Raw genomic sequence first — 18,215 nt, 5'->3', positions numbered from 1 at the left:
AACGCCTCGCACCGCATTTCCCGTAACGGCCCGGAAACGTGGTCGTGTGGGGTTGTGGTGTCTGGCTTGCCTGGGTGCGTACCTGTTCATCGGCAGGCCGGGTGTGGATTCGGTGCACGGGTACACCCGGAGCCCGTCAGGTGTGCCGGCCGTGGGCGGCTCAGGAGATCCAGGTCGAGGGGATTGCTGGCCGGTTTTCTCGGTGCTAGCTTGATCGAACCGGTTCGACGAGGAATCGAGGGGAGGCGGGGTGGTTCGGGCCGTGGTTGCCGTGCGGCGGGCTGGATCTGCCGGGCCGGTGATTCGGGGGTGGGCGCTCTGTCCCCGGTCGTGGAGCGGCCCCGTAAGAGCGGTTGGCCGGCTGTCGGCCCAGGTCGAGTGGACGAGACTGGGCGGGTGCTCGTGATCGGCCCCGTTCAGGCCCTCGGTAACGGCGCGGGAGAACAACGACCCTTGGGGATTCGCTCACCTGGAATCGGGTTCCGCCGGGTAGGCCGCGCGAGCGGTCGGCTCGGGAGGCGGTCCGGCTCGCCATGCGGCCGGGGCGGCCGTCCGTCGAGCTGGCGGAGGACCTCGCGATCATCGACGCCAGCTGCGGTCGCGATCCCGACGCCGCCGAACGGGCCACCTGGCGCCACCTCGGGAGCGTAGTCCGTGCACGGCGTGGCACGAGCAACTTGCCTTCCGTTCCTGTGAGTTGGTGACTCTTTCCCTGGTGGGGGGCGTGCGGTCGGAGGTCGGGCATCACTTTTTGCGCTGCCCATTGACGGCTTCTCGTTGATTGTCAACAATCTGGGTCACCAAATTGGCGACAGGAGCTGTCCATGGCCGACCGACCAGCCACGCATCCGACACCTTCGGACCGGTCCCGCGCGCTCGTCGCGGGGGCCTACGACATCCATGTCCACATCGCACCCGACCTGATGAAGCGTCGCGTCGACGATCTGACCCTCGCGGCCCGCTTCGCCGAGGTCGGTCTCGACGGGTTCGTGCTGAAGTCGCACTACGTCCCGACGGCGGAACGGGCCGAGGTGGTTCGCCGTGCCGCGCCCGGGTTCGGCGCGGTCGGAGCGATCACGCTGAACGGCTCGGTGGGCGGGATGAACCCGATCGCCGTGGAGATCGCCGGTCGCGGCGGCGCACAGTTCGTCTGGCTCCCGACCGTGGACAGCGCCAACGAACGGGCCTGTACGGCGGACAGCCCCGAGGGCGCCACGCCGCCCATGTGGGTTCAGCTCCAGAACGAGTTGCGCGACGCCGGCATGGTGGTCGAGCCGGTCGACGTACTCGGCCCGGACGGCACGGTGCTGGAGATCACCCGTCAGGTGCTCAGGGTGATCGCGGCGCATGACATGACCCTCGCCACCGGGCATCTCCATTCCGACGAGATCGCCGCCGTTGTGGACGCCGCGGCCGAGGAGGGCGTACGCCGGATCGTCGTCACCCATCCGGAGTTCACCTCCCAACGGGTGGGCGTGGAACGCCAGCGTGACCTGGCCGCCCGGGGCGCCCTGCTGGAGCGGTGCTTCACCACCCCGTACACCGGCAAGGTCTCCTGGGAGCTGTGGCTGGAGAACATCCGGGCGGTCGGGCCGGAGAACTCGGTGCTCTCCAGCGATCTCGGGCAGCCCTTCAACCCGCCGGTGGAGGACGGCCTGCCGCTGCTGGCCGACCGGTTGCTCGCCGCGGGCTTCACCGAGCAGGAGATTCACACCATGGCCGTGGACAACACCCGCTGGCTCGCCGGCGTCACGAAGGACCGGCCGCGACCATGAGCAGCGTCGTGGAAGTCCGGCGGCTGACCAATCAGTTCGTCAAGGGCGACCTGGGAATCGTGGCGCTGCGCGACCTGAGCCTCGGGATCGAGGAGGGCCGCTTCGTGACGGTCCTCGGCCGCAGCGGCTGCGGCAAGTCGACCATGCTGAACATGATGTCCGGGCTCATGCACCCCACGTCGGGCGTCGTGACCTACCGGGACAGGCCGGTGTCCGGTCCGCGCACCGAGATCGGCTACATGACCCAGTCCGACACCCTCATGCCCTGGCGCGATGTCGTCCACAACGTCGAGATGCCCATGGAGATCAAGGGAGTTGACGCGAAGGAGCGCCGCAGGCGCGCGATGGACCTCATCGAGCGGGTTGGCCTCACCGGCTTCGAACGGCACTATCCGCGCGAACTGTCCGGCGGTATGCGGCGCCGGGCGAGCCTGGCCCGGATGCTCGCCGGCGACCCCGAGGTGCTGCTGCTCGACGAACCCTTCGGCGCACTCGACGCGCAACTGCGCTTCGTGCTCCAGGCCGAGTTGCTGCGTCTGTGGCAGGGCAGCGGACAGACCGTCGTGTTCGTGACCCACGACATCGAGGAGGCACTGCTGCTGGGCGACCGGGTCGTGGTGCTCGGCCGGATCGGCCGGGTGGTCCTGGACAAGGAGATCGACCTGCCGAGGCCGCGCGACGCCGACGAACTGCGGGTCGACCCGCACTTCGTCAGCCTGCACAAGGAGATGACAGCGGCGCTGAGGGAGGCGCAGTGAGCACGGTCGAGGAGAAGAAGACGGCGAACACCACCATGAGCACCGAGAAGAGGATCGGTCAGTCGGTCACCGTGCCGCTGAACCGCAGTTGGTGGGACAGGCACGGCGGCACTGTGGTCATCTGGGTCGGCCGGCTGGTCTTCGTCGTGGCACTGCTGGTCACCTGGCAACTGTCCGCGGGCGACCTGTTCGACGTCACCTACACCAGTCGGCCGCTCGACGTCATGCACCGGCTGGCCGACTGGCAGCGCGAGGGCCTGCTCTGGTCCAACACCTGGGTCACCCTCCAGGAAGTCGTGCTCGGGTTCGCCCTCGGTGCCGGCTCCGGCGCGCTCACGGGATTCGTTCTCGCCTCCCTGCCGACCTTCTACCGCGTGGTCGACCCGTTCATCGTGGCGTTGTACTCGCTGCCGAAGGTCGCGCTCGCGCCCCTTTTCATCGTCTGGTTCGGCATCGGCCTCCAGATGAAGGTGCTCCTCGCCGCCGTCACCGTGTTCTTCCTGGTCTTCCTCAACACCGCGGTCGGCGTGCGCGAGGTGGACCGCGGACTGATCGACGCGGTGCGGCTGATGGGCGGACGCAGGCGTGACGTGGTGGGGAAGGTCGTCCTTCCCGGCTCGATGACGGGTCTGCTCACGGGCCTCAAGGTCGCCGTCCCGTACTCGCTGATCGGCGCGGTGATCGGTGAACTCGTCGCGTCCAACCGGGGGTTGGGCTACCTCATCAGCGACGCGGCGGCGAACTACGACACGGCCGGCGTCTTCGCCACGCTCGTCGTGCTCGGCACGATCGCCACGATCCTCAATCTGCTCGTCGGAGTGCTCGATCGCAGGGCCAACCGCTGGAAGCCTCTGGAGGGCCGCACATGAACCGTCGCCAACTCGTCAAGGGCATGCTCGCCACCGGAGTTGTCACGCTGGCCGCCGCGGGCTGCGCCGGTTCCGGCGCGACGAAGACCGGCAAACTGTCGATAGGGCAGGTCAGCAAGTCGATCGCGTTCTTCGCGATGTTCGTCGCGACCGAGAAGGGCTACTTCGAGGACGAGGGCGTCACCTTCGAGGAGCCCGCCGTGCTCGGCACCGGCTCCAAGGTCGCTGCCGCCCTCAAGTCCGGCAGCATCGAACTCGGCGGCGGGGTGATGACCGACGTCCTCAAACTGTCGGAGACCGGCGACGCCCTCAGCCTCGTCGCGGACATGGTCGACACCTACTACATCGACATCATCACCGGTACGAAGTTCAAGGGCGCGGCGGCCGACGCCGCCCTGGACGAGCGGATCGCGTCCCTGAAGGGCAAGAAGATCGGCATCACCGGGCCGGGCAGCGGCACCGAGGCACTGGTCGTCTACCTCTTCAGGAAGGGCGGGATGGACGCGAAGAAGGACGCCGAACTGGTCAACCTCGGCAGTGAGGCGACCGCGGCGCTCGGCGCCCTGAAAGGCGGCCAGGTCGACGCCCTCTCCTTCGCCCAGCCACTGGCCCAGCAGGCGGAGGGGGCCGGCACCGGCACCACGTACATCTCCCCGTGCCGCGGCGACGTGCCCGGTCTCCAGCACGTGTCCCACGGGGTCATGTTCACCACCCAGAGCGTCATGAAGAAGAAGTCGAAGGAGATAGCGGCCTTCCAAAGAGCCCTCGTACGGGCGAGAAAGGACATCCAGGGCGGCGACCCCGCGGAGATCAAGAAGCTGCTCGCCGCGTACCGCAGCGGCATACCCGACACGGCGCTGGACGCGCTGCTGCCGCTGCTGAAAGAGGAGATCCGGGCCACGAACGGCTTCCCGCGCTCCTCCTTCGACGCCTCGGTCGCCTTCCACAAGGCCTCCGGCCTCATCACGAAGGAGCCCGCGTACGACGAGCTCGTCCCGGCGAACCTGCGCGAGACGTGACCGGGGACGCCGTCGCCTGTCCACCAACCCTGATCGGTGACGGTGGGTTCGCCATGGCCGCCACCGAGCTCCGACTGGCCGTCGCGCGTCAACTCCGGCTCGCGGTCCTGATGTTCTGCGACGGCAGCCTCAACCGTATCGAGCTCGAACAACAGGCCTTCGGCTGTCCGAGTACGGCGACCCGGCCGGACGACATCGACATGGGCGCCCTCGCCGGCGCGATGGGCTGCGACGGGGTGCGTGTCACCTCGGTGGCAGCGTTGGAGAAGGCCAGGGCCGGCCTGGCGGGGCTGACTCGGCCGCTGCGGAACGCCTCGTATTCCGAACGGACATGACCTGCCGGCCGATTCACAGGAGCCGCACACTACTGCGGCTCCACGGTCACTGATTCACTTCCTGCCACAGGCCATCGATCCGATCGCCCCATGAACTGCCGTGGGGTGCAAGGGAGTTCCGCATGCCCGAAGTCACCTCCCACCCCACGGAACCGGTCCTCGCCGAGAGCGCGGTGCCGATGCGGTCGCGGGTACGCGCGCTGCTCGCTGTCGCGAGCGTCGTCGCGGCACCCACGCTGCTCGCGCCGACCGCCGCCCACGCTGCGACACCGGCCCGAGCCGCCGACCGGAGCAGGACCGTCGCCTCCGGCGAGATCTGGGAGATCACCGAGATCACCCGGCTCGACGAACTCGTCGTGGAGGACGGCGTCGTGCTCACCGCCCCCGAGGGGTACAGCCTGACCCTGACCGTGGACGGCGTGGAGACCGGATCAGTCCTGGACGGCACCTACGGCTGGACGACCCTGATCGCCGCCGGCACCTACAGCGGCGACATCGTCCTGACTCCGACCGTCGAACACCTCGAGTCCTTCGCGGGCGCCACCTTCCGCCTGCGACAGGGCGTGTACGTCGGCGTCGGCGGCGTCGTCACCGAGAACTCGGTGCTGTCGAGCGTACGAGGCGGGACCCTCACCGACGCGTACGCGAGCAGCGTGTCCCTGACCTCCACCGGCGAGGCCTTCAACGGCTTCTTCGTCACCCACGGCGCCTCGTACACCCTGGACAGTCCCCGGATCACCTTTGACGGCAACGGCCGCCTGGAATACGCGAGTTACGGTGCCGCCGTCACCGGTTCGGGAGCCGACACCCGACTGGTCGTGGACGGCGCGGACATCGACAACCGGGGTGTCATGCGCACCGGCGTCATCGCCCGTGACGGCGCCAACGTGATCGTCAAGAACTCCCGCATCGTCACCCGTGAGGGCGTGCTGCCCGACGACTACGAGCCGGGCCTCGGCGCGAACATGATGACGGTCCCGTGGATGCTCGGCCTGTCCGGCAACGTCCGCGCCACCAACGTCCTCGGCGAGAACACCACGTCCACCTACCTCAACTCGTCCATCTCCTCGGAGTCCTGGGGCGTGCTGTCCACCGACTCGGCCCGCAACTCGCTGCTGACCGCCATCAATTCAACCGTCACCGTCACCGGTGACTCCGGCTACGGGGCCTACGCGGACGGCAGCAGTCAGCAGGACATCTTCCTCGGCACCCACTTCGACGTCGCCACCTTCGCCGCCGTCTCCACCGGGGGCGCCATCAGCTTCACGGGCAGTACCCGCGAAAGCGTGGCCACGATGAACAGCTACCTGCTCCTGGGACTGACCGAGCAGGAACTGGACGCGATCGAACCCAGGCCGTCGGTCATCGACTCCCGCGGCTTCGGCGTGATGTGGCACAGCGGCGACGGCGGCCGGCTGGACATCAGCGGTGACACGCGCTTCACCACCGCCGAGACGATGTTCCTCGACAAGGGGAAGCGGGTCACGATCATCGTGGACGGCTCACAAGGCGCCGAACTCAGCGCCGGCAACGGCATTCTGGTGCAGATCATGGAAACCGACGACCCCGGTACCCTGACCGGCGTCTACACCGAGCCGACCGGCACGCCTGTCAGGGACACACGCTTCGACACCGCCGCCGAGCACACCGCCGACGCCCGCGCCTCCTTCGTCGACATCTCCCTGACGGGCGACTTCTACAACGCGATGCGCACCGGCAAGAACCTGGTTCTCTCCTTCCGGCGCAGCAACGTCGAGGGCGTCGTCTCCGCCTCCATGTCCCGGCACGCCGTGCCCACCATCACCTCGGCCGAGTGGCGGCACATCAACCACGTCACCAACACCCCGCAGCCCGCGATCAACAACGGCGTGATCGTCAAACTCGCCGCCGGCTCACGGTGGACGGTCACCGACACGTCGTACCTCACCCGCCTGGTCCTGGACGCGACGGCGACGGTACAGGCCCCGGCAGGCAAGACCCTCACCCTCACCGTGAACGGCACCCCCACAGCCCTCACCCCGGGCACCACCTACTCCGGGGCACTCACCCTCACCGTCGCCCAGTAGGTCCAGTTCGACCTGTGCCTGCCGTCGGCGACCTGGCAGGGGACCTAGCTCCCGGTCGGCTGCGGCAGGTGCGGCTTGGTCGGCTCGGGCAGCGAGCAGAATTGACGCTGAACCACCTTGGCTCGGTCACGCGCGTAATGCACGGGTAAATCAAAGCATCCCCGGGTGTAAAACATAGTGCCGCGCGGTGCAATTTATCTCGCCCCAACAACGGCAGAAGGTCTCCCCGAACTCGCAGTCGTTCGAACCGATCGGCAGAGTTTTGGATCGCCTTCCGAACCTTGTCTCAAAAGGAGCAGTAAATTGCCCAGCAATAACGCGCACCGCAGGTCAGTCCGAGGCTGGAAGCGTGCGGGCATGGCCGTTTCCGCCGCGGCGGCCCTTTTCGTCGGTGCGGCGTACGCCGCGACGGCGAACGCCACGAACGTCGACAGCAGCACCTCGTCCACCGAGTCGTCGACCTCGACCGAGTCGGCCACGGCGGTCTCGGACGTGGTGACCGCCGCCAACGCCTTCCTGGCCACCCTGGACGAGGACCAGCAGGCCGAGGTGCTCCTCGACTTCACGGAGGCGAACGCCACCGCCTGGTCGAACCTCCCGTGCGGTTCGACCTGCCGGCCCGGCATCCAGCTGGGCTCGCTCAGTGACGAGCAGCTGACCGCCGCCAAGGCGGTCCTGAAGGCGGCGACAGGCACCGGTACAGGTACCGGATACGACCAGATCTCGCAGATCCTGGCCGCGGACGACGTTCTCGGTGAGACCGCCAGCGGGTACGGGAGCGGTATCTACTTCCTGGCGTTCCTGGGCACCCCGAGCACGGACGGCACCTGGCAGGTGCACTTCGGCGGCCACCACCTCGCGGTGAACCTCACCTACAAGGACGGGGAGGCGGAGGGGATCAGCCCGTTCTTCATCGGGGTGGAGCCGACCAGTTGGACCGACGACGACGGCACCACCTACGCACCCCTGTCCGGGATGCGCGACGGATTGCTGGACATGCTCGGGGGCCTGAGCACGACAGAGCTGGCGGAGGCGAAGCTCTCCGCGACGTACAGCGACGTGCTGGTCGGTCCGGGTGAGGACGGCGACTTCCCGGAGACCAAGGAGGGCCTCGCGGTCAGCGAGCTCACGGATGACCAGCAGGAACTGGTGCTCAACGCCATCGCACCGTGGGTCGAGGTGGCGGACGACACGACCGCGGCTTCCGTTCTGAGCACCTACGAGTCGGAACTCGACGAGACCTACATCTCGTACTCCGGCGGTACCGATCTGGACAGTACGAGCGACTACGTCCGCATCGACGGACCGGGTGTCTGGATCGAGTTCGTCTGCCAGGACGGTCTGGTCTACCAGAACCAGATTCACTACCACACCATCTTCCGGGACCACAACACCGACTACGGGGGAGAGTTCACGTTCTGATGAACCGCCTGCCGGTCTCGCTGTCACCAGCCTTGCGGGTGACGGTCGGGACGGCGGTGGCGGTCATGGCGGCGCTGCTTCTGGCAGCGCCGCCGGCCGTTGCGCATCCCCTGCCCAACTCGGTTCTCCTGCTTTTCCTGCTCATTCACCGTCGGGCATTCCATCGCACTGGCTCTGAAATCTTTCGGGCATTTCAATATTCTCGCCCAACCGGTCGAGCTGTTCATCGCTCCCAGTGTGCACGTCGGCGCCGCACGCGCCATTCGTCCCCTCTTTCCGCGACGTGAAGCAGTCGTTGTCGGGGCATTCGGGCTCGGTCACGGCATGGTTTTCTCCCTCACTCTGGCTGAAATGAATCTGTCGGCCACCCGACTCGCGCTGAGCCTGAGGGAATTAAACCTCGGCATCGCCATTTGCGCGTCCCGCTCGGGTACGCCGGAGGTGACGTCGCCATCTGCTGGGTCACCTTCAGCTGCTTGAACGTCGGTGCCCTCGAGGCGAGACCCGGTTCTTCTCCGGCACTTCGAGAATCCGCACTGTGCCGCACCGCACCGCCCACGCCGATCTCGTGGCCGGACGCCGCTTCGGCCGCGCCGACCCAGGGCCCGGGTGACCGGGCGCACGGTGAGCATCATGGCTGGGTGATCAAGCCGGGCAGAGGCTGACCGGCTGACCGGCCGGGCGACTCGCCTCCGGTGAGGCACCCCTTGTCCGGCCGGGATGCCGCGCCGGCGCCCGTGGCGATCAGTTGGGTCAAGAGCCGCTGTGAGTTTGGCAGAAAGCCCTTCCAGTGATCGCTCCGCCTGCCAGTCTCCATCCCGACCCGGATGTCATGTCCGGGATGAACGGACCGAAGACTGGAGTACCCCTTGCCCCGAGCCGTCAGCAGCGGACGGACCTTCCGTCTCGCCAGAGCCGCCGCCGTCGCCGGTAGCGCTGTCGTCCTGACCGTTGCCCTGCCCTTCAGTGCCTCTGCGGGCGTTCTGCAGAATCTCCCCGAGAACGCGACCACCTTCCAGAAGTACTTCGAGCCCGTGTATGACTACGACACGGACAGCTGCTACCCGGCCGCCGCCATCAACGCGGCCGGGAACCTCAACGGCGGCCTCAAGCCGACCGGCCCGATCACCGGCCAGTGCCGCGACGGTCACCTCGGCCTTGCCAACACCTATTCGCGGGCCAAGTGCAACAACGGCTGGTGCGGGATCGTCTACGCCAGCTACTTCGAGAAGGACGAGGCCTCACCGGGCATCGGGCACCGGCACGACTGGGAGTGCATGGTCGTCTGGGTCCAGCAGGGCGCGGACACGCCGTCCTACCTGTCGGCCTCCGCCCACGGCGGCTTCAGCACCCACCCGATCGCCGACGTCCCGATGAGCGGTCAGCGCGTCGAGGCGGTCTACCACAAGGACGGCGTGAGCACCCACGCCTTCCGCTTCGCCAAGTGGGGCGAGACTCCGGAGAACGACACCGGCGCCTGGCACCAGGAGAACCTGCTCACCTGGGACAACCTGGCGTCCAACCTGCGCGACACCCTGAACGCCTCCGACTGGGGCGACGCGAACTTCCCCCTGCAGGACTCCAAGTTCGCCGACCACCTCAACAAGGCCAAGCCGAGCGACATCACGTTCGACCCCTACGCCTGACGGCGACGACCGGGGGAAGGACCGCCCTGATGGGAAGGGGGCCGATCCATCCCCCGGTTCGCCGTCTCGGGCGTAGGGGGCCGCCCGTACCCGTCGCTCGGCGAGGGGGGACGTCGGCTCTCTCAGCCCTTGACCGCGGAGCTGGCCACGCCCTGGACGAACCAGCGCTGGAAGAAGACGAAGACCACCAGTACGGGCAGGACGAGCAGGACGCCGAAGGCGAGGATCTGGCCCCAGTCCGGGGGCTGTTGGCCCTGGAACACGCTGATCTCCAGGGGGAGGGGGCGTACCGACGGATCGGAGACCATCAGGACCGGCCACAGGAAGGAGCCCCACTGGATGAGGAAGGTGAGGATCGCGACCGAGGCGAACGCCGGCTTCGACATCGGGACGATGATCGCGAAGAAGGTGCGCCAGGGGCCCGCGCCGTCCAGCTTGGCGGCCTCCTCGATACTCGTCGGGATCTGCCGGAAGAACGTGTGGAACTGGTAGACGGAGAAGGCGTTGGCGATGAACGGCAGCGCCTGGATATAGGTCGTGTTGCGCTGGCCGTTGAACATGTAGAAGAGCGGGACGGCCACCGACTCGAACGGGACCAGCATCAGCAGCAGGACGAGGGTGAACAGGGCCCGCCGCCCGCGCCCCCTCAGCAGGGAAAGGCCGTACGCCGCCATCGAGTTGACGAACAGCCCGCCCGTCACCACCACGAAGGCCAGCAGCACCGAGACACCCATGAACTGCCAGAAGTAGCCGGTGCTGTCCGAGTTGAGGCTGCTCAGGACGGCGGAGTAGTTGTCGAAGGACAGGTGCGTGGGCAGGAAGCCGGACAATCCGTTCAGGACCTCGTCGGACGGCTTGAGGCTGCCCAGGAACAGGTAGAGGGCGGGCAGTGCGAAGACGAACGCCAGGACGCTGAGAACGGTGTAGTCGAGGACGAGGCGGACGGGAGTGCGGGTCATGGCCATGGCTGTCAGTCCTCGTTGTCGGGCCGGACGAGGCGGCGCTGGACGATCGTCAGGACGAGGACGATCAGGAAGAACACGACGGTGATCGCGGACGCCTGGCCGACGTTGTTCTGGTCGAACGCGGTGGTCACGGCCTGGTACATCACCGTGCGGGCGGCGTCCTCGGCCAGACCGCCGCCGCGGATGAGGATGTACACCTGGTCGAAGACCCGGAAGGACATCACCGAGGTCAGCAGCGCGACGAAGACGAGCGTGCCGCGGATGCCGGGCAGGGTGACATGCCGGAACTGCTGCAGGCGACTGGCACGGTCGAGTTCGGCGGCCTCGTACAGCTCACCCGGGATCTGCTGAAGGCCGGCCAGCAGGATGACCATCTGGAAACCGACGCCCTGCCACACCGACAGCACGATGATCGAGGCCATCGCGGTGGCTCCGTCGCCGAGCCAGTCGAAGGCACCCCAGTTGCCGAAACTCACCGTGTCCAGCAGGGAGTTGAGCATGCCCTGCTCGCTGCGGGCCAGGATCAGCCGCCAGATCACGGCGACCAGCGCCATCGGGAAGACCACCGGCATGAAGAACAGGGACCGGAAGAGGCCGATGGCCTTGAGCTTGCGGTTGAGGAGGATCGCGAGGCCGAGGGCGAGACCTGTCTGCAGCGGTACGACCACCACGGCGAAGGTCAGGTTGTTCAGCAGCGCCCGCAGGAACGGGCCGGACTGGTCCGGGTCGGTGAACAGGCGCCGGTAGTGCTCCACGCCGAAGAACGACGGCTCCAGCGGGGAGCCGAGCCGCACGTTGTAGAAGGAGAGCACGACGGCGTAGCCGAAGGGGATACCGACGAAGGCGATCAGTCCGCCGACGGCCGGGGCGGCCATGAGCAGTCCGTGCAGCCAGTCCTGGTTCTTGCGCCCCGCCTTCGGAAGCTTTGCGGACGGACCGGAGGAGGTCTGCTCCGCGCCCGGTGCCGCGGTGTGCGCGGGTTCCACGGTTTTCACGGGTGTGCGTCCTTTTCCTGACGGGGCGGGCACGGCGTGTCGCGTGCCCGCCCCGGCCGTCGGTTCCTACGGGATCTGGTAGCCGGCGTTGTCGGAGAAGTCCTGGTCGATGGCGCGGGCGGCCTTCTCCAGGGCCGACTTCGGGTCCGTACCGCTGTAGATCGAGTTCAGGGCCTGGTAGAACTTCGCGGTGACCGTGGGATATCCGGCGGTCACCGGACGGGTGACTGCGACGCAGGACCTGCTGATGTCGCGGTCGCCGCACGGCTTGGCGAGCTGGTCGGCGAAGAGCTGGAGCGGACCGCCCTGCTTGTACAACTCACTTTTGGCGAGCGTGGACTTGGTGCCGGGGACCGAACCGTTGGCCTTCCCGACCGGTTCCTACGCCCCCCGCGTCGTCCACGCCCCCGACGGCTCCCGTGTCGTGCTGCACACAACTCCCCGACGCGTGAACCTCACCGACTCCGGTGAACGCTGCCGTGGCATGCTCGCCCAGCCCAAACTCCTGGTCACCTCCCCGGACGAGGCACCCCGCCTGGAATGGTGGCCCGGCCTGGACACCTGGCTCGGCGAGGAGACCGAACAGGCCGCACTGCACGCGGTCGGCGACCTCACCCTCACCGGCCGCGTCGAGATCACCCTGCGCACCGACACCCCCGACGGCGGCCGTCCGGCGCTTCGCGTCGGCTGCGACGGCAAGAACCTCTGGATCACCGGCCCCCTCGGGGATCGGCTGGACGAGACGGTGCTGACCCAACCCGCCGCGACCCTGCGCATCCTCACCGTCGGCGAATACGTCGAGGTCTACGCCGACGGCGTCTTCGCCCTGACCACCCTGTGCTACTCCGGCCACGCCGCCCCGTGGACGGTCACGTCGAAGGACGGTACCCACACCGTCCCCGTCCGCCCGATCCGCCTGCCCGACCCCGACCGCGACGACGCCTCGGCCGTCTGGCCGGGCCCTTCCCCCGGCTGATTTCCGGCTGTGAGCAGAAGTCTCGAACGATGGCTTCCCCAGACGACACCGCCCGTCGCCGGGACCGGTTCCACGACCGGCTCGGTGACGGGCGACGGGGTGGCGGTGCGGGTCAGCTGAGGATCAGTTGAGGGTCCACTGCTGGTTGGTCTGGCCGTTACAGGTCCACAGGAGCAACTTGGTGCCGTTGGCGGTCGCCGCTTCCTCGGCGTCGAGGCACAGGCCCGACAGGTCGTTGGTGACGGTGCCGTCGGAGTGGACGGTCCACTTCTGGTTGGTGCCGCCGGTGCAGTCCCAGATGATGACCTTCGTGCCGTTGGTGGTGCCGGCGCCGTCGGCGTCCAGACACTTGTTGCCGTAGACGACGAGCTCACCGCGCGAGGTCTGCGTGAAGGTCTCGTTCCGCCCGCCGAAGCAGTCCCACAGGATGGCCTGGGAGCCGTCGGTGATGGTGTTCTTCTCCAGGCCGGCGCACCGGGCCGAGGCGACGCCGACGAGGGCGACACCGTTGGTCCCCGGGACGCCCTGGACACGGATCGCGTCGATGTCGGGTGTGCCGCTGCCGGAAACCGCCGCGAAGCGCACGGTGTTAGTGCCCTTGGCGAGGTGCGCCAGTACGGACACCGTGCGATAGGTCGTTGCCGAGCCGGTCGGCGGGAAGGCGACGACCTGGCTGTACTGGCCGTTGACCTGGACGGTGGCCTTGCGGGCGGTGCTGCCGCCGTTGGCGTAGGTGATGTCCACCAGCTTGGTGCCGGCCGCGCCGGTCGTGACGGCACCGAAGGTGGGCGTGGTGGCGGCGGTGGTGTCCTCGTAGGTCGACCCGGACGCCTCGGTGCCGGAGACGGTGAGCAGGACGGCGTCGTTCGCCGGCACGATGGTGGAGTAACTCGTGGCGTAGGAACCGGCGTTGGTGGCCGTCCAGACATTGCGCACCGACGCGGAGGCAGTCGTCAGACCGAGGTCGGCCCAGCGTACGGTCATGGACGCCGAGGAGGAGGTCCGGTTGAGCAGCAGCACCGCGCGCTTGCCCGTGCCGGTGAGGACCTTGCCGTACACCTGAAGGTTGCGGGTGTCCTCGGCGACCTTGACGCCCTGCAGCCCGCGGGTGTCCTGGTCGATGGCGATGACCTCGCGGTTGGTGAGGATGTCGCGGGTGGCGGTGCTCATCGTGGCGAGGTTGTTGCCGGCCAGCAGCGGGGCGCCGGAGATGGCCCACAGGCCCATGTGCAGCCGGTTCTGGGCGGCGGTCAAGCCGCTCATGCCGACCATCAGCATGTCGGGGTCGTTGTAGTAGCCGGTGTGCTGGGCGGCCGGTTGCAGGCCGCGGTCGAAGTTGGTGAGCATCATGCCCGTGGTCGCGGTCTGGCCCCACAGGATGACGTCGGTGCTGGTGCGCCACAGATCGCCGTAACCGGCGGCCCAGTTCCACGGCAGTCCGGTGCCCCACTCGCAGAAGGACAGCACCAGCTTGTGGCCGGTCACGGCGGTGGCGGCCTCGTTTGCGGCGGCGATCGCCTTGTACGTCGTCTCCGGGTCGAGGCCCTCCACCTTGCCGCCGCACCAGTCGATCTTGACGTAGTCGAAGCCCCAGCGCTGGAAGGTCTCCAGGTCCTGCTGGTAGTGGCCCTCCATACCGGTGTTGGGGGCCGCGGCGCGGGTGGTGGGGTAGTAGTAGCCGCAGCCGTTCTTGCCCGCGTCGCTGTAGATGCCGGCCTTCAGACCCTTGCTGTGGATGTAGTCGGCGACGGCCTTCATGCCGGTCGGCCACAGATCCGCGTCGACGGTGATGGTGCCGTCGGAGGCGCGATCGCCCTGCCACCAGCCGTCGTCGAGGTTGACGTACTGGTAGCCGGCCGCCCCCATGCCGGAGGAGACCAGGGCGTCGGTCTGCTGCTTGATGACGTCGAAGTCGATGCTGCTGGCGAAGCTGTTCCAGGACGCCCAGCCCATCGACGGCGGGGTGACGGCGGCCTGGGTGGTGCTGACGGCGACCGGCTCGGTGGCCGGCGACACCGACGGATCGCGGCCGGCCACGGCAGTCAGGCCGGCCAGCACGAGAGCGAGGGCGACGACGCGCACGGTGACGCGTCTGGCCCAGCCGCGCGCGGCGAGGGGGTGCGACATGGAGAGCCTTTCCTGATCAGTACGCGATGCGGAAGGTCGCGTACTGCCGGTCTGTGGTGGTGGCGGCGGTAGCCGGGGAAGTCGTCCGCCGGCGCGCCCCCGCCTCATGGGCGGCGTTGCCCGTGACGGCAGGCGTAAGTCGATATACCGAACGTGGTTCGGTGAATCGGTCAGAAGGTAGGGCGTGGCCATGCACGCGTCAATCACCTCGGACATCATTGGTGAAGTCTGTGCGCACAGGCCACGCCCGTCGCTCGCTCAGCGCTGGGTGTAGATGAAGCCGATCTTGTCGACCTCGTCACCGGAGCGACCGTGGAACCCGGCGATCTGCCAGCCGGTCGGCGCGGTGCGGGTGACGCAGTCGGAGGTGGTGGTGCCGCCGGCCAGGGTGCGGCCGAGGTTGGTCGTGAACTTGGCGTAGAAGATCCGTGTTTGGGAGTCCTTGACGCCCTGGCACAGGTACGCCGACGTCACGTACTCGGTGCTGCCCAGCGTCAGCGAGGACGCGGTACCGCCCGTTCCGCCGTGGGCGAGCGTCGTGCCGTTCGCCAGGGTCACGCTCAGCTGGTCGACCCGGGAGCCGGCGCGCAGGGCGATGGTGGTGGCACGGGCGCCGGCGGTGACACTGCCGATGTCGTTGTAGTAGTCGCCGTGCGGGCCGCCGAACTGGTCGCTGAGCTGGAAGGCGGCATTGCGCGACCAGGTGAAACCGGCGGTGAGCGGGTCGTGGTCGGAGAGCATGAGACCAGTGCCGGTCTCGAGGAACTTGGCGTGTTCGTTGTTGTAGGACGTGGCGTTGAGCGAGACGAGTTTGCTGCCGCGGTAGAGGATCTTGTCGACGACCTCGCAGGTGTTGGGGACGGTGGTCCCGGTCTGGTCGCAGACCAGGGCGTCGCTGCCCTTGGCGGGCGCGCTGCCGCCGCGGATCAGCTGGACCCAGGCGTCGGTCAGCCCGTTGGCGGCGGTGAACTCGGCGATGGTGTCGCCGGAGCGGGTGTAGCGGGTGTTGGTGTCACCCATGACCACGACGGCGTTGCCGGCGGAGTGGGTGGCGATGAAGGCGGAGAGCTGGCTGAGGTTGTCGGCGCGGGCGACGAGGTCGTCGTCGTTGGTGCCGGCGTTGGTGTGCAGGTTGTAGAAGTCGACGTAGACGCCCTCGGCCAGGCGCTCACGCATGAAGGTGAACCCCTTGGGTGTCAGGCAGTCACCCGACCCGTAGGTGCAGGAGTTCCAGCCGACCCGCTCGAAGTCGTCCTCGTCGTAGGCGACCTTCGACAGCGTGTTGAGCCCGCTGCCGATGCCGGCGCCACCGCTGGTGGCGGTTCGGTAGGCATGCGCGGTGTCGGCCGCGTAGAGGTAGGAGTGGTAGTTGAAGTCCTCCTGCACGTTGACGATGTCGTACGGCGCTATGCGCTGGCCGATCGTCGTGGTGCTGGACTCGCGCGGTGTGGGTGCGCTGGAGATGGCCTCGGGCAGGCCGGCCACGTTGTAACTCAGGACGCTGAAGCTGCCCGAGTCTGCGGCCGAGGCGGGCGTCGCGGCCACGGTGAGCCCGCCGAGGACGGCGGCGCCGGCCGCAAGGCCGGCGACGAGTCTGCGCATGGGGGAGTGTCTCCTGGGGAGGGAAAGCGGTTGCGGTGGGGACGTGGCAGAAGTTACCGCCGGTCACCCCAGGTTTGTCGAGAGGTTGGACGGTCATTCACAGGTGCAGCCCTGCCGTACATGGACGGTTTGGATCCCTGCAGCGGCCCGTTCACGGCAGGGAACACCCGACGCCGCGGCGGGTGCGTTGACGGCCGCGGATAAGTCCCAACAGCACGGCCGTGACCCCGAAGCCTCCGCCGAGAAGGCCCAGGCGGCCTCCCCGCGCGGCCGACCGCCCGCCGGGAACGGATCGCCGCCCGCGTCGGTCGGACCGAGCCGCGGACGACGACCCGCCCCCGAGCCGGAGCCGGGTCACCGACATCGAACCCGAGGACACCTTTGTGCGGCGGGCGACGCGACCGAGGGCCTCGGCGTCGGTGTGCAGGGTGACCGGGCCAGTCGCACCGCGCGTACCTGCACGCTCCGTCCCAGGTCAGCCGGCGGGTCGGCCGCCACCAGCCCGTCGGGGCCGATGCCGATCACCACCGCGTCAGGCACGACCGCCGTTGGCACCGAGAGCTGCCGCCCTGCGTCGTTCCCGGAGGACTTCCGGCTGTTCGGTTCGTTCCTGCGCCTCGCAGACCCGGGCGAGCCGGGCCAGCATCGCACGGTGCCGCAGTTGGATCAGCGCATCCACTCCGACGTTGTGGAGCAGTCCGCCCGCTCCCTGTAGTGGGTGCTCGTCCGCGATGACCAGGCAGTGCTTTCCCCAGGGGCGGAGCTCGATGGCGATCCGCGCCGTTCCCAGGATGCCTGCCTGCGCCTCCATTTCCAGCTCGGAGAATTCTTCGCAATGCCGGACGACCGTCTCGTTGGTGAGCCGCAGCGGGCCCACCCGGACTTCGTAGCCGATCGCCGAGTCCACCTGCGGCCACTGCCCCCGCACCGGCTTGGACTCCGACGTTCCCACCACCCATTCCGCATACCGGCTGCCGTCGGCGAGGACGGCCCACACGGTCTGCGGACTCACCTTGATCAGACGATGCCGTACCGCCACGTCACACCTCCATGAATCGTGCGTCGGTTCACAGCCAAGTGCCCATTCCGGTACAGGCGAACCCGGGGCGAAACGACTCTGTCCAGGACCTCGGCCCACTCGTCCGTCCCGCTGCGGAGCGCCTCCGTGGTAGCGGGGCGGACGGTCCCGTACTGAGCGGCCGTCGGTTGGAGGCGCTGGTGATGATCGCGTTCGGGACCGCCCAGGGGAAGGTCGTGACCGAGAGCGGAACCGCGACGCCGGAGAGCACGCCGACGCACGCCATCTCCGAAGATCACAAACCGTATGAAGGAGGTGATGGGGCGAGGAGGGGCCGGGGCCGCCGACTCGGGCTTCTGTGCCAGCGGCGACTTCACGGCGGGTGCCCTGATCAGAGGCTGCGGGCGGTGATGGTGCCGTGCTTGGTGGTCGTCCGGGTGGCGAGTTTGGCGGTGACGCCGTCGGTGTTCTTGAGGGCGTTGTCGATGCGGCCGTAGGCGGTGGTGGTGTCCAGGGTCGAGGACGGTCGCGAAGGGTGCGCAGGTGGCGCCGACCGTGATGTCACCGGCCTCGGTGCGCAGGGTGCCCCCTTGACCGTGCCCTGCGCGCTCTCCTGGATGTCTCCTGGATGACATCGCCGAG

The 18,215-nt window shown here is 68.2% G+C and carries 18 protein-coding genes; 10 read left to right on the top strand and 8 right to left on the bottom strand.

Annotated features, from left to right (window positions below; translation table 11 throughout):
* Nucleotides 1-824: 824 nt before the first annotated feature.
* The 7 genes from ACW4TU_RS01430 (at nucleotide 825) to ACW4TU_RS01400 (ending at nucleotide 8,244) form a co-directional block, all read left to right on the top strand.
* Entirely contained in the window at nucleotides 825-1,775 is a 951-nt protein-coding gene (locus tag ACW4TU_RS01430; protein ID WP_457423761.1) for a DUF6282 family protein, read from the top strand.
* Entirely contained in the window at nucleotides 1,772-2,533 is a 762-nt protein-coding gene (locus ACW4TU_RS01425) for an ABC transporter ATP-binding protein (RefSeq protein WP_457423759.1), read from the top strand. The genes ACW4TU_RS01430 and ACW4TU_RS01425 overlap by 4 nt, the downstream gene beginning before the upstream one ends.
* On the top strand, nucleotides 2,530-3,402 hold the full coding sequence (locus tag ACW4TU_RS01420; protein WP_457423757.1) for an ABC transporter permease: 873 nt from the start codon (nucleotides 2,530-2,532) through the stop codon (nucleotides 3,400-3,402). Before ACW4TU_RS01425 ends, ACW4TU_RS01420 begins: the two co-directional genes overlap by 4 nt.
* A complete protein-coding gene (locus ACW4TU_RS01415) occupies nucleotides 3,399-4,421 on the top strand; it encodes an ABC transporter substrate-binding protein (protein ID WP_457423755.1) in 1,023 nt (340 codons plus the stop codon). The genes ACW4TU_RS01420 and ACW4TU_RS01415 overlap by 4 nt, the downstream gene beginning before the upstream one ends.
* A gap of 53 nt (nucleotides 4,422-4,474) precedes the next feature.
* Entirely contained in the window at nucleotides 4,475-4,756 is a 282-nt protein-coding gene (locus ACW4TU_RS01410) for a thiamine pyrophosphate-dependent enzyme (RefSeq protein WP_457423753.1), read from the top strand.
* Between the two features lie 122 nt (nucleotides 4,757-4,878).
* Nucleotides 4,879-6,822, top strand: a complete 1,944-nt coding sequence (locus ACW4TU_RS01405; RefSeq protein WP_457423751.1) for a hypothetical protein — start codon at nucleotides 4,879-4,881, stop codon at nucleotides 6,820-6,822.
* Nucleotides 6,823-7,179: 357 nt separating this feature from the next.
* Nucleotides 7,180-8,244 carry a DUF3500 domain-containing protein gene (locus ACW4TU_RS01400; protein ID WP_457423749.1) on the top strand — a complete coding sequence of 355 codons (1,065 nt, stop codon included), beginning with the start codon at nucleotides 7,180-7,182 and terminating at the stop codon, nucleotides 8,242-8,244.
* Nucleotides 8,245-8,267: 23 nt separating this feature from the next.
* Here ACW4TU_RS01400 and ACW4TU_RS01395 read toward each other — a convergent pair whose 3' ends face one another.
* Nucleotides 8,268-8,471, bottom strand: a complete 204-nt coding sequence (locus tag ACW4TU_RS01395) for a hypothetical protein (protein WP_457430755.1) — start codon at nucleotides 8,469-8,471, stop codon at nucleotides 8,268-8,270.
* Here ACW4TU_RS01395 and ACW4TU_RS01390 point away from each other — a divergent pair.
* Nucleotides 8,407-8,724 carry a HupE/UreJ family protein gene (locus ACW4TU_RS01390; protein WP_457430648.1) on the top strand — a complete coding sequence of 106 codons (318 nt, stop codon included), beginning with the start codon at nucleotides 8,407-8,409 and terminating at the stop codon, nucleotides 8,722-8,724. The genes ACW4TU_RS01395 and ACW4TU_RS01390 overlap by 65 nt on opposite strands.
* Before the next feature lie 389 nt (nucleotides 8,725-9,113).
* Nucleotides 9,114-9,890: an NPP1 family protein gene (locus ACW4TU_RS01385; RefSeq protein ID WP_457423747.1), complete on the top strand. Its 777-nt coding sequence runs from the start codon at nucleotides 9,114-9,116 to the stop codon at nucleotides 9,888-9,890.
* Nucleotides 9,891-10,012: 122 nt separating this feature from the next.
* On the opposite strand, the gene ACW4TU_RS01380 is transcribed toward ACW4TU_RS01385, so the two are convergent.
* The 3 genes from ACW4TU_RS01380 to ACW4TU_RS01370 form a co-directional block, all read right to left on the bottom strand.
* The gene (locus tag ACW4TU_RS01380) at nucleotides 10,013-10,855 is read right to left on the bottom strand and encodes a carbohydrate ABC transporter permease (RefSeq protein ID WP_457423745.1); all 843 of its coding nucleotides are present in this window, start codon (nucleotides 10,853-10,855) and stop codon (nucleotides 10,013-10,015) included.
* Nucleotides 10,856-10,860: 5 nt separating this feature from the next.
* Complete coding sequence (locus ACW4TU_RS01375; protein WP_457423743.1) at nucleotides 10,861-11,850, bottom strand: carbohydrate ABC transporter permease; 990 nt, start codon at nucleotides 11,848-11,850, stop codon at nucleotides 10,861-10,863.
* 66 nt (nucleotides 11,851-11,916) lie between these two features.
* Entirely contained in the window at nucleotides 11,917-12,168 is a 252-nt protein-coding gene (locus ACW4TU_RS01370) for a hypothetical protein (protein ID WP_457423741.1), read from the bottom strand.
* A 25-nt stretch (nucleotides 12,169-12,193) separates the two neighbouring features.
* On the opposite strand from ACW4TU_RS01370, the gene ACW4TU_RS01365 reads away from it, so the two are divergent.
* Nucleotides 12,194-12,826 carry a hypothetical protein gene (locus ACW4TU_RS01365; protein WP_457423739.1) on the top strand — a complete coding sequence of 211 codons (633 nt, stop codon included), beginning with the start codon at nucleotides 12,194-12,196 and terminating at the stop codon, nucleotides 12,824-12,826.
* 123 nt (nucleotides 12,827-12,949) lie between these two features.
* Here the strand turns inward: ACW4TU_RS01365 and ACW4TU_RS01360 are convergent, their stop codons facing one another.
* The 4 genes from ACW4TU_RS01360 to ACW4TU_RS01345 all read right to left on the bottom strand — a co-directional run bounded on the left by ACW4TU_RS01360 (nucleotide 12,950) and on the right by ACW4TU_RS01345 (nucleotide 18,138).
* Complete coding sequence (locus ACW4TU_RS01360; protein WP_457423737.1) at nucleotides 12,950-14,953, bottom strand: ricin-type beta-trefoil lectin domain protein; 2,004 nt, start codon at nucleotides 14,951-14,953, stop codon at nucleotides 12,950-12,952.
* A gap of 258 nt (nucleotides 14,954-15,211) precedes the next feature.
* Entirely contained in the window at nucleotides 15,212-16,555 is a 1,344-nt protein-coding gene (locus tag ACW4TU_RS01355) for a jacalin-like lectin (RefSeq protein ID WP_457423735.1), read from the bottom strand.
* 532 nt (nucleotides 16,556-17,087) lie between these two features.
* Nucleotides 17,088-17,594, bottom strand: coding sequence for an SRPBCC family protein (locus ACW4TU_RS01350; RefSeq protein ID WP_457423733.1), 507 nt, complete (start codon nucleotides 17,592-17,594; stop codon nucleotides 17,088-17,090).
* Nucleotides 17,595-17,964: 370 nt separating this feature from the next.
* On the bottom strand, nucleotides 17,965-18,138 hold the full coding sequence (locus ACW4TU_RS01345) for a hypothetical protein (protein ID WP_457423731.1): 174 nt from the start codon (nucleotides 18,136-18,138) through the stop codon (nucleotides 17,965-17,967).
* Between the last annotated feature and the right edge of the window lie 77 nt (nucleotides 18,139-18,215).

Source organism: Streptomyces kryoterrae, assembly GCF_054072135.1.
This window is presented reverse-complemented; position numbering and strand designations above follow the sequence as displayed.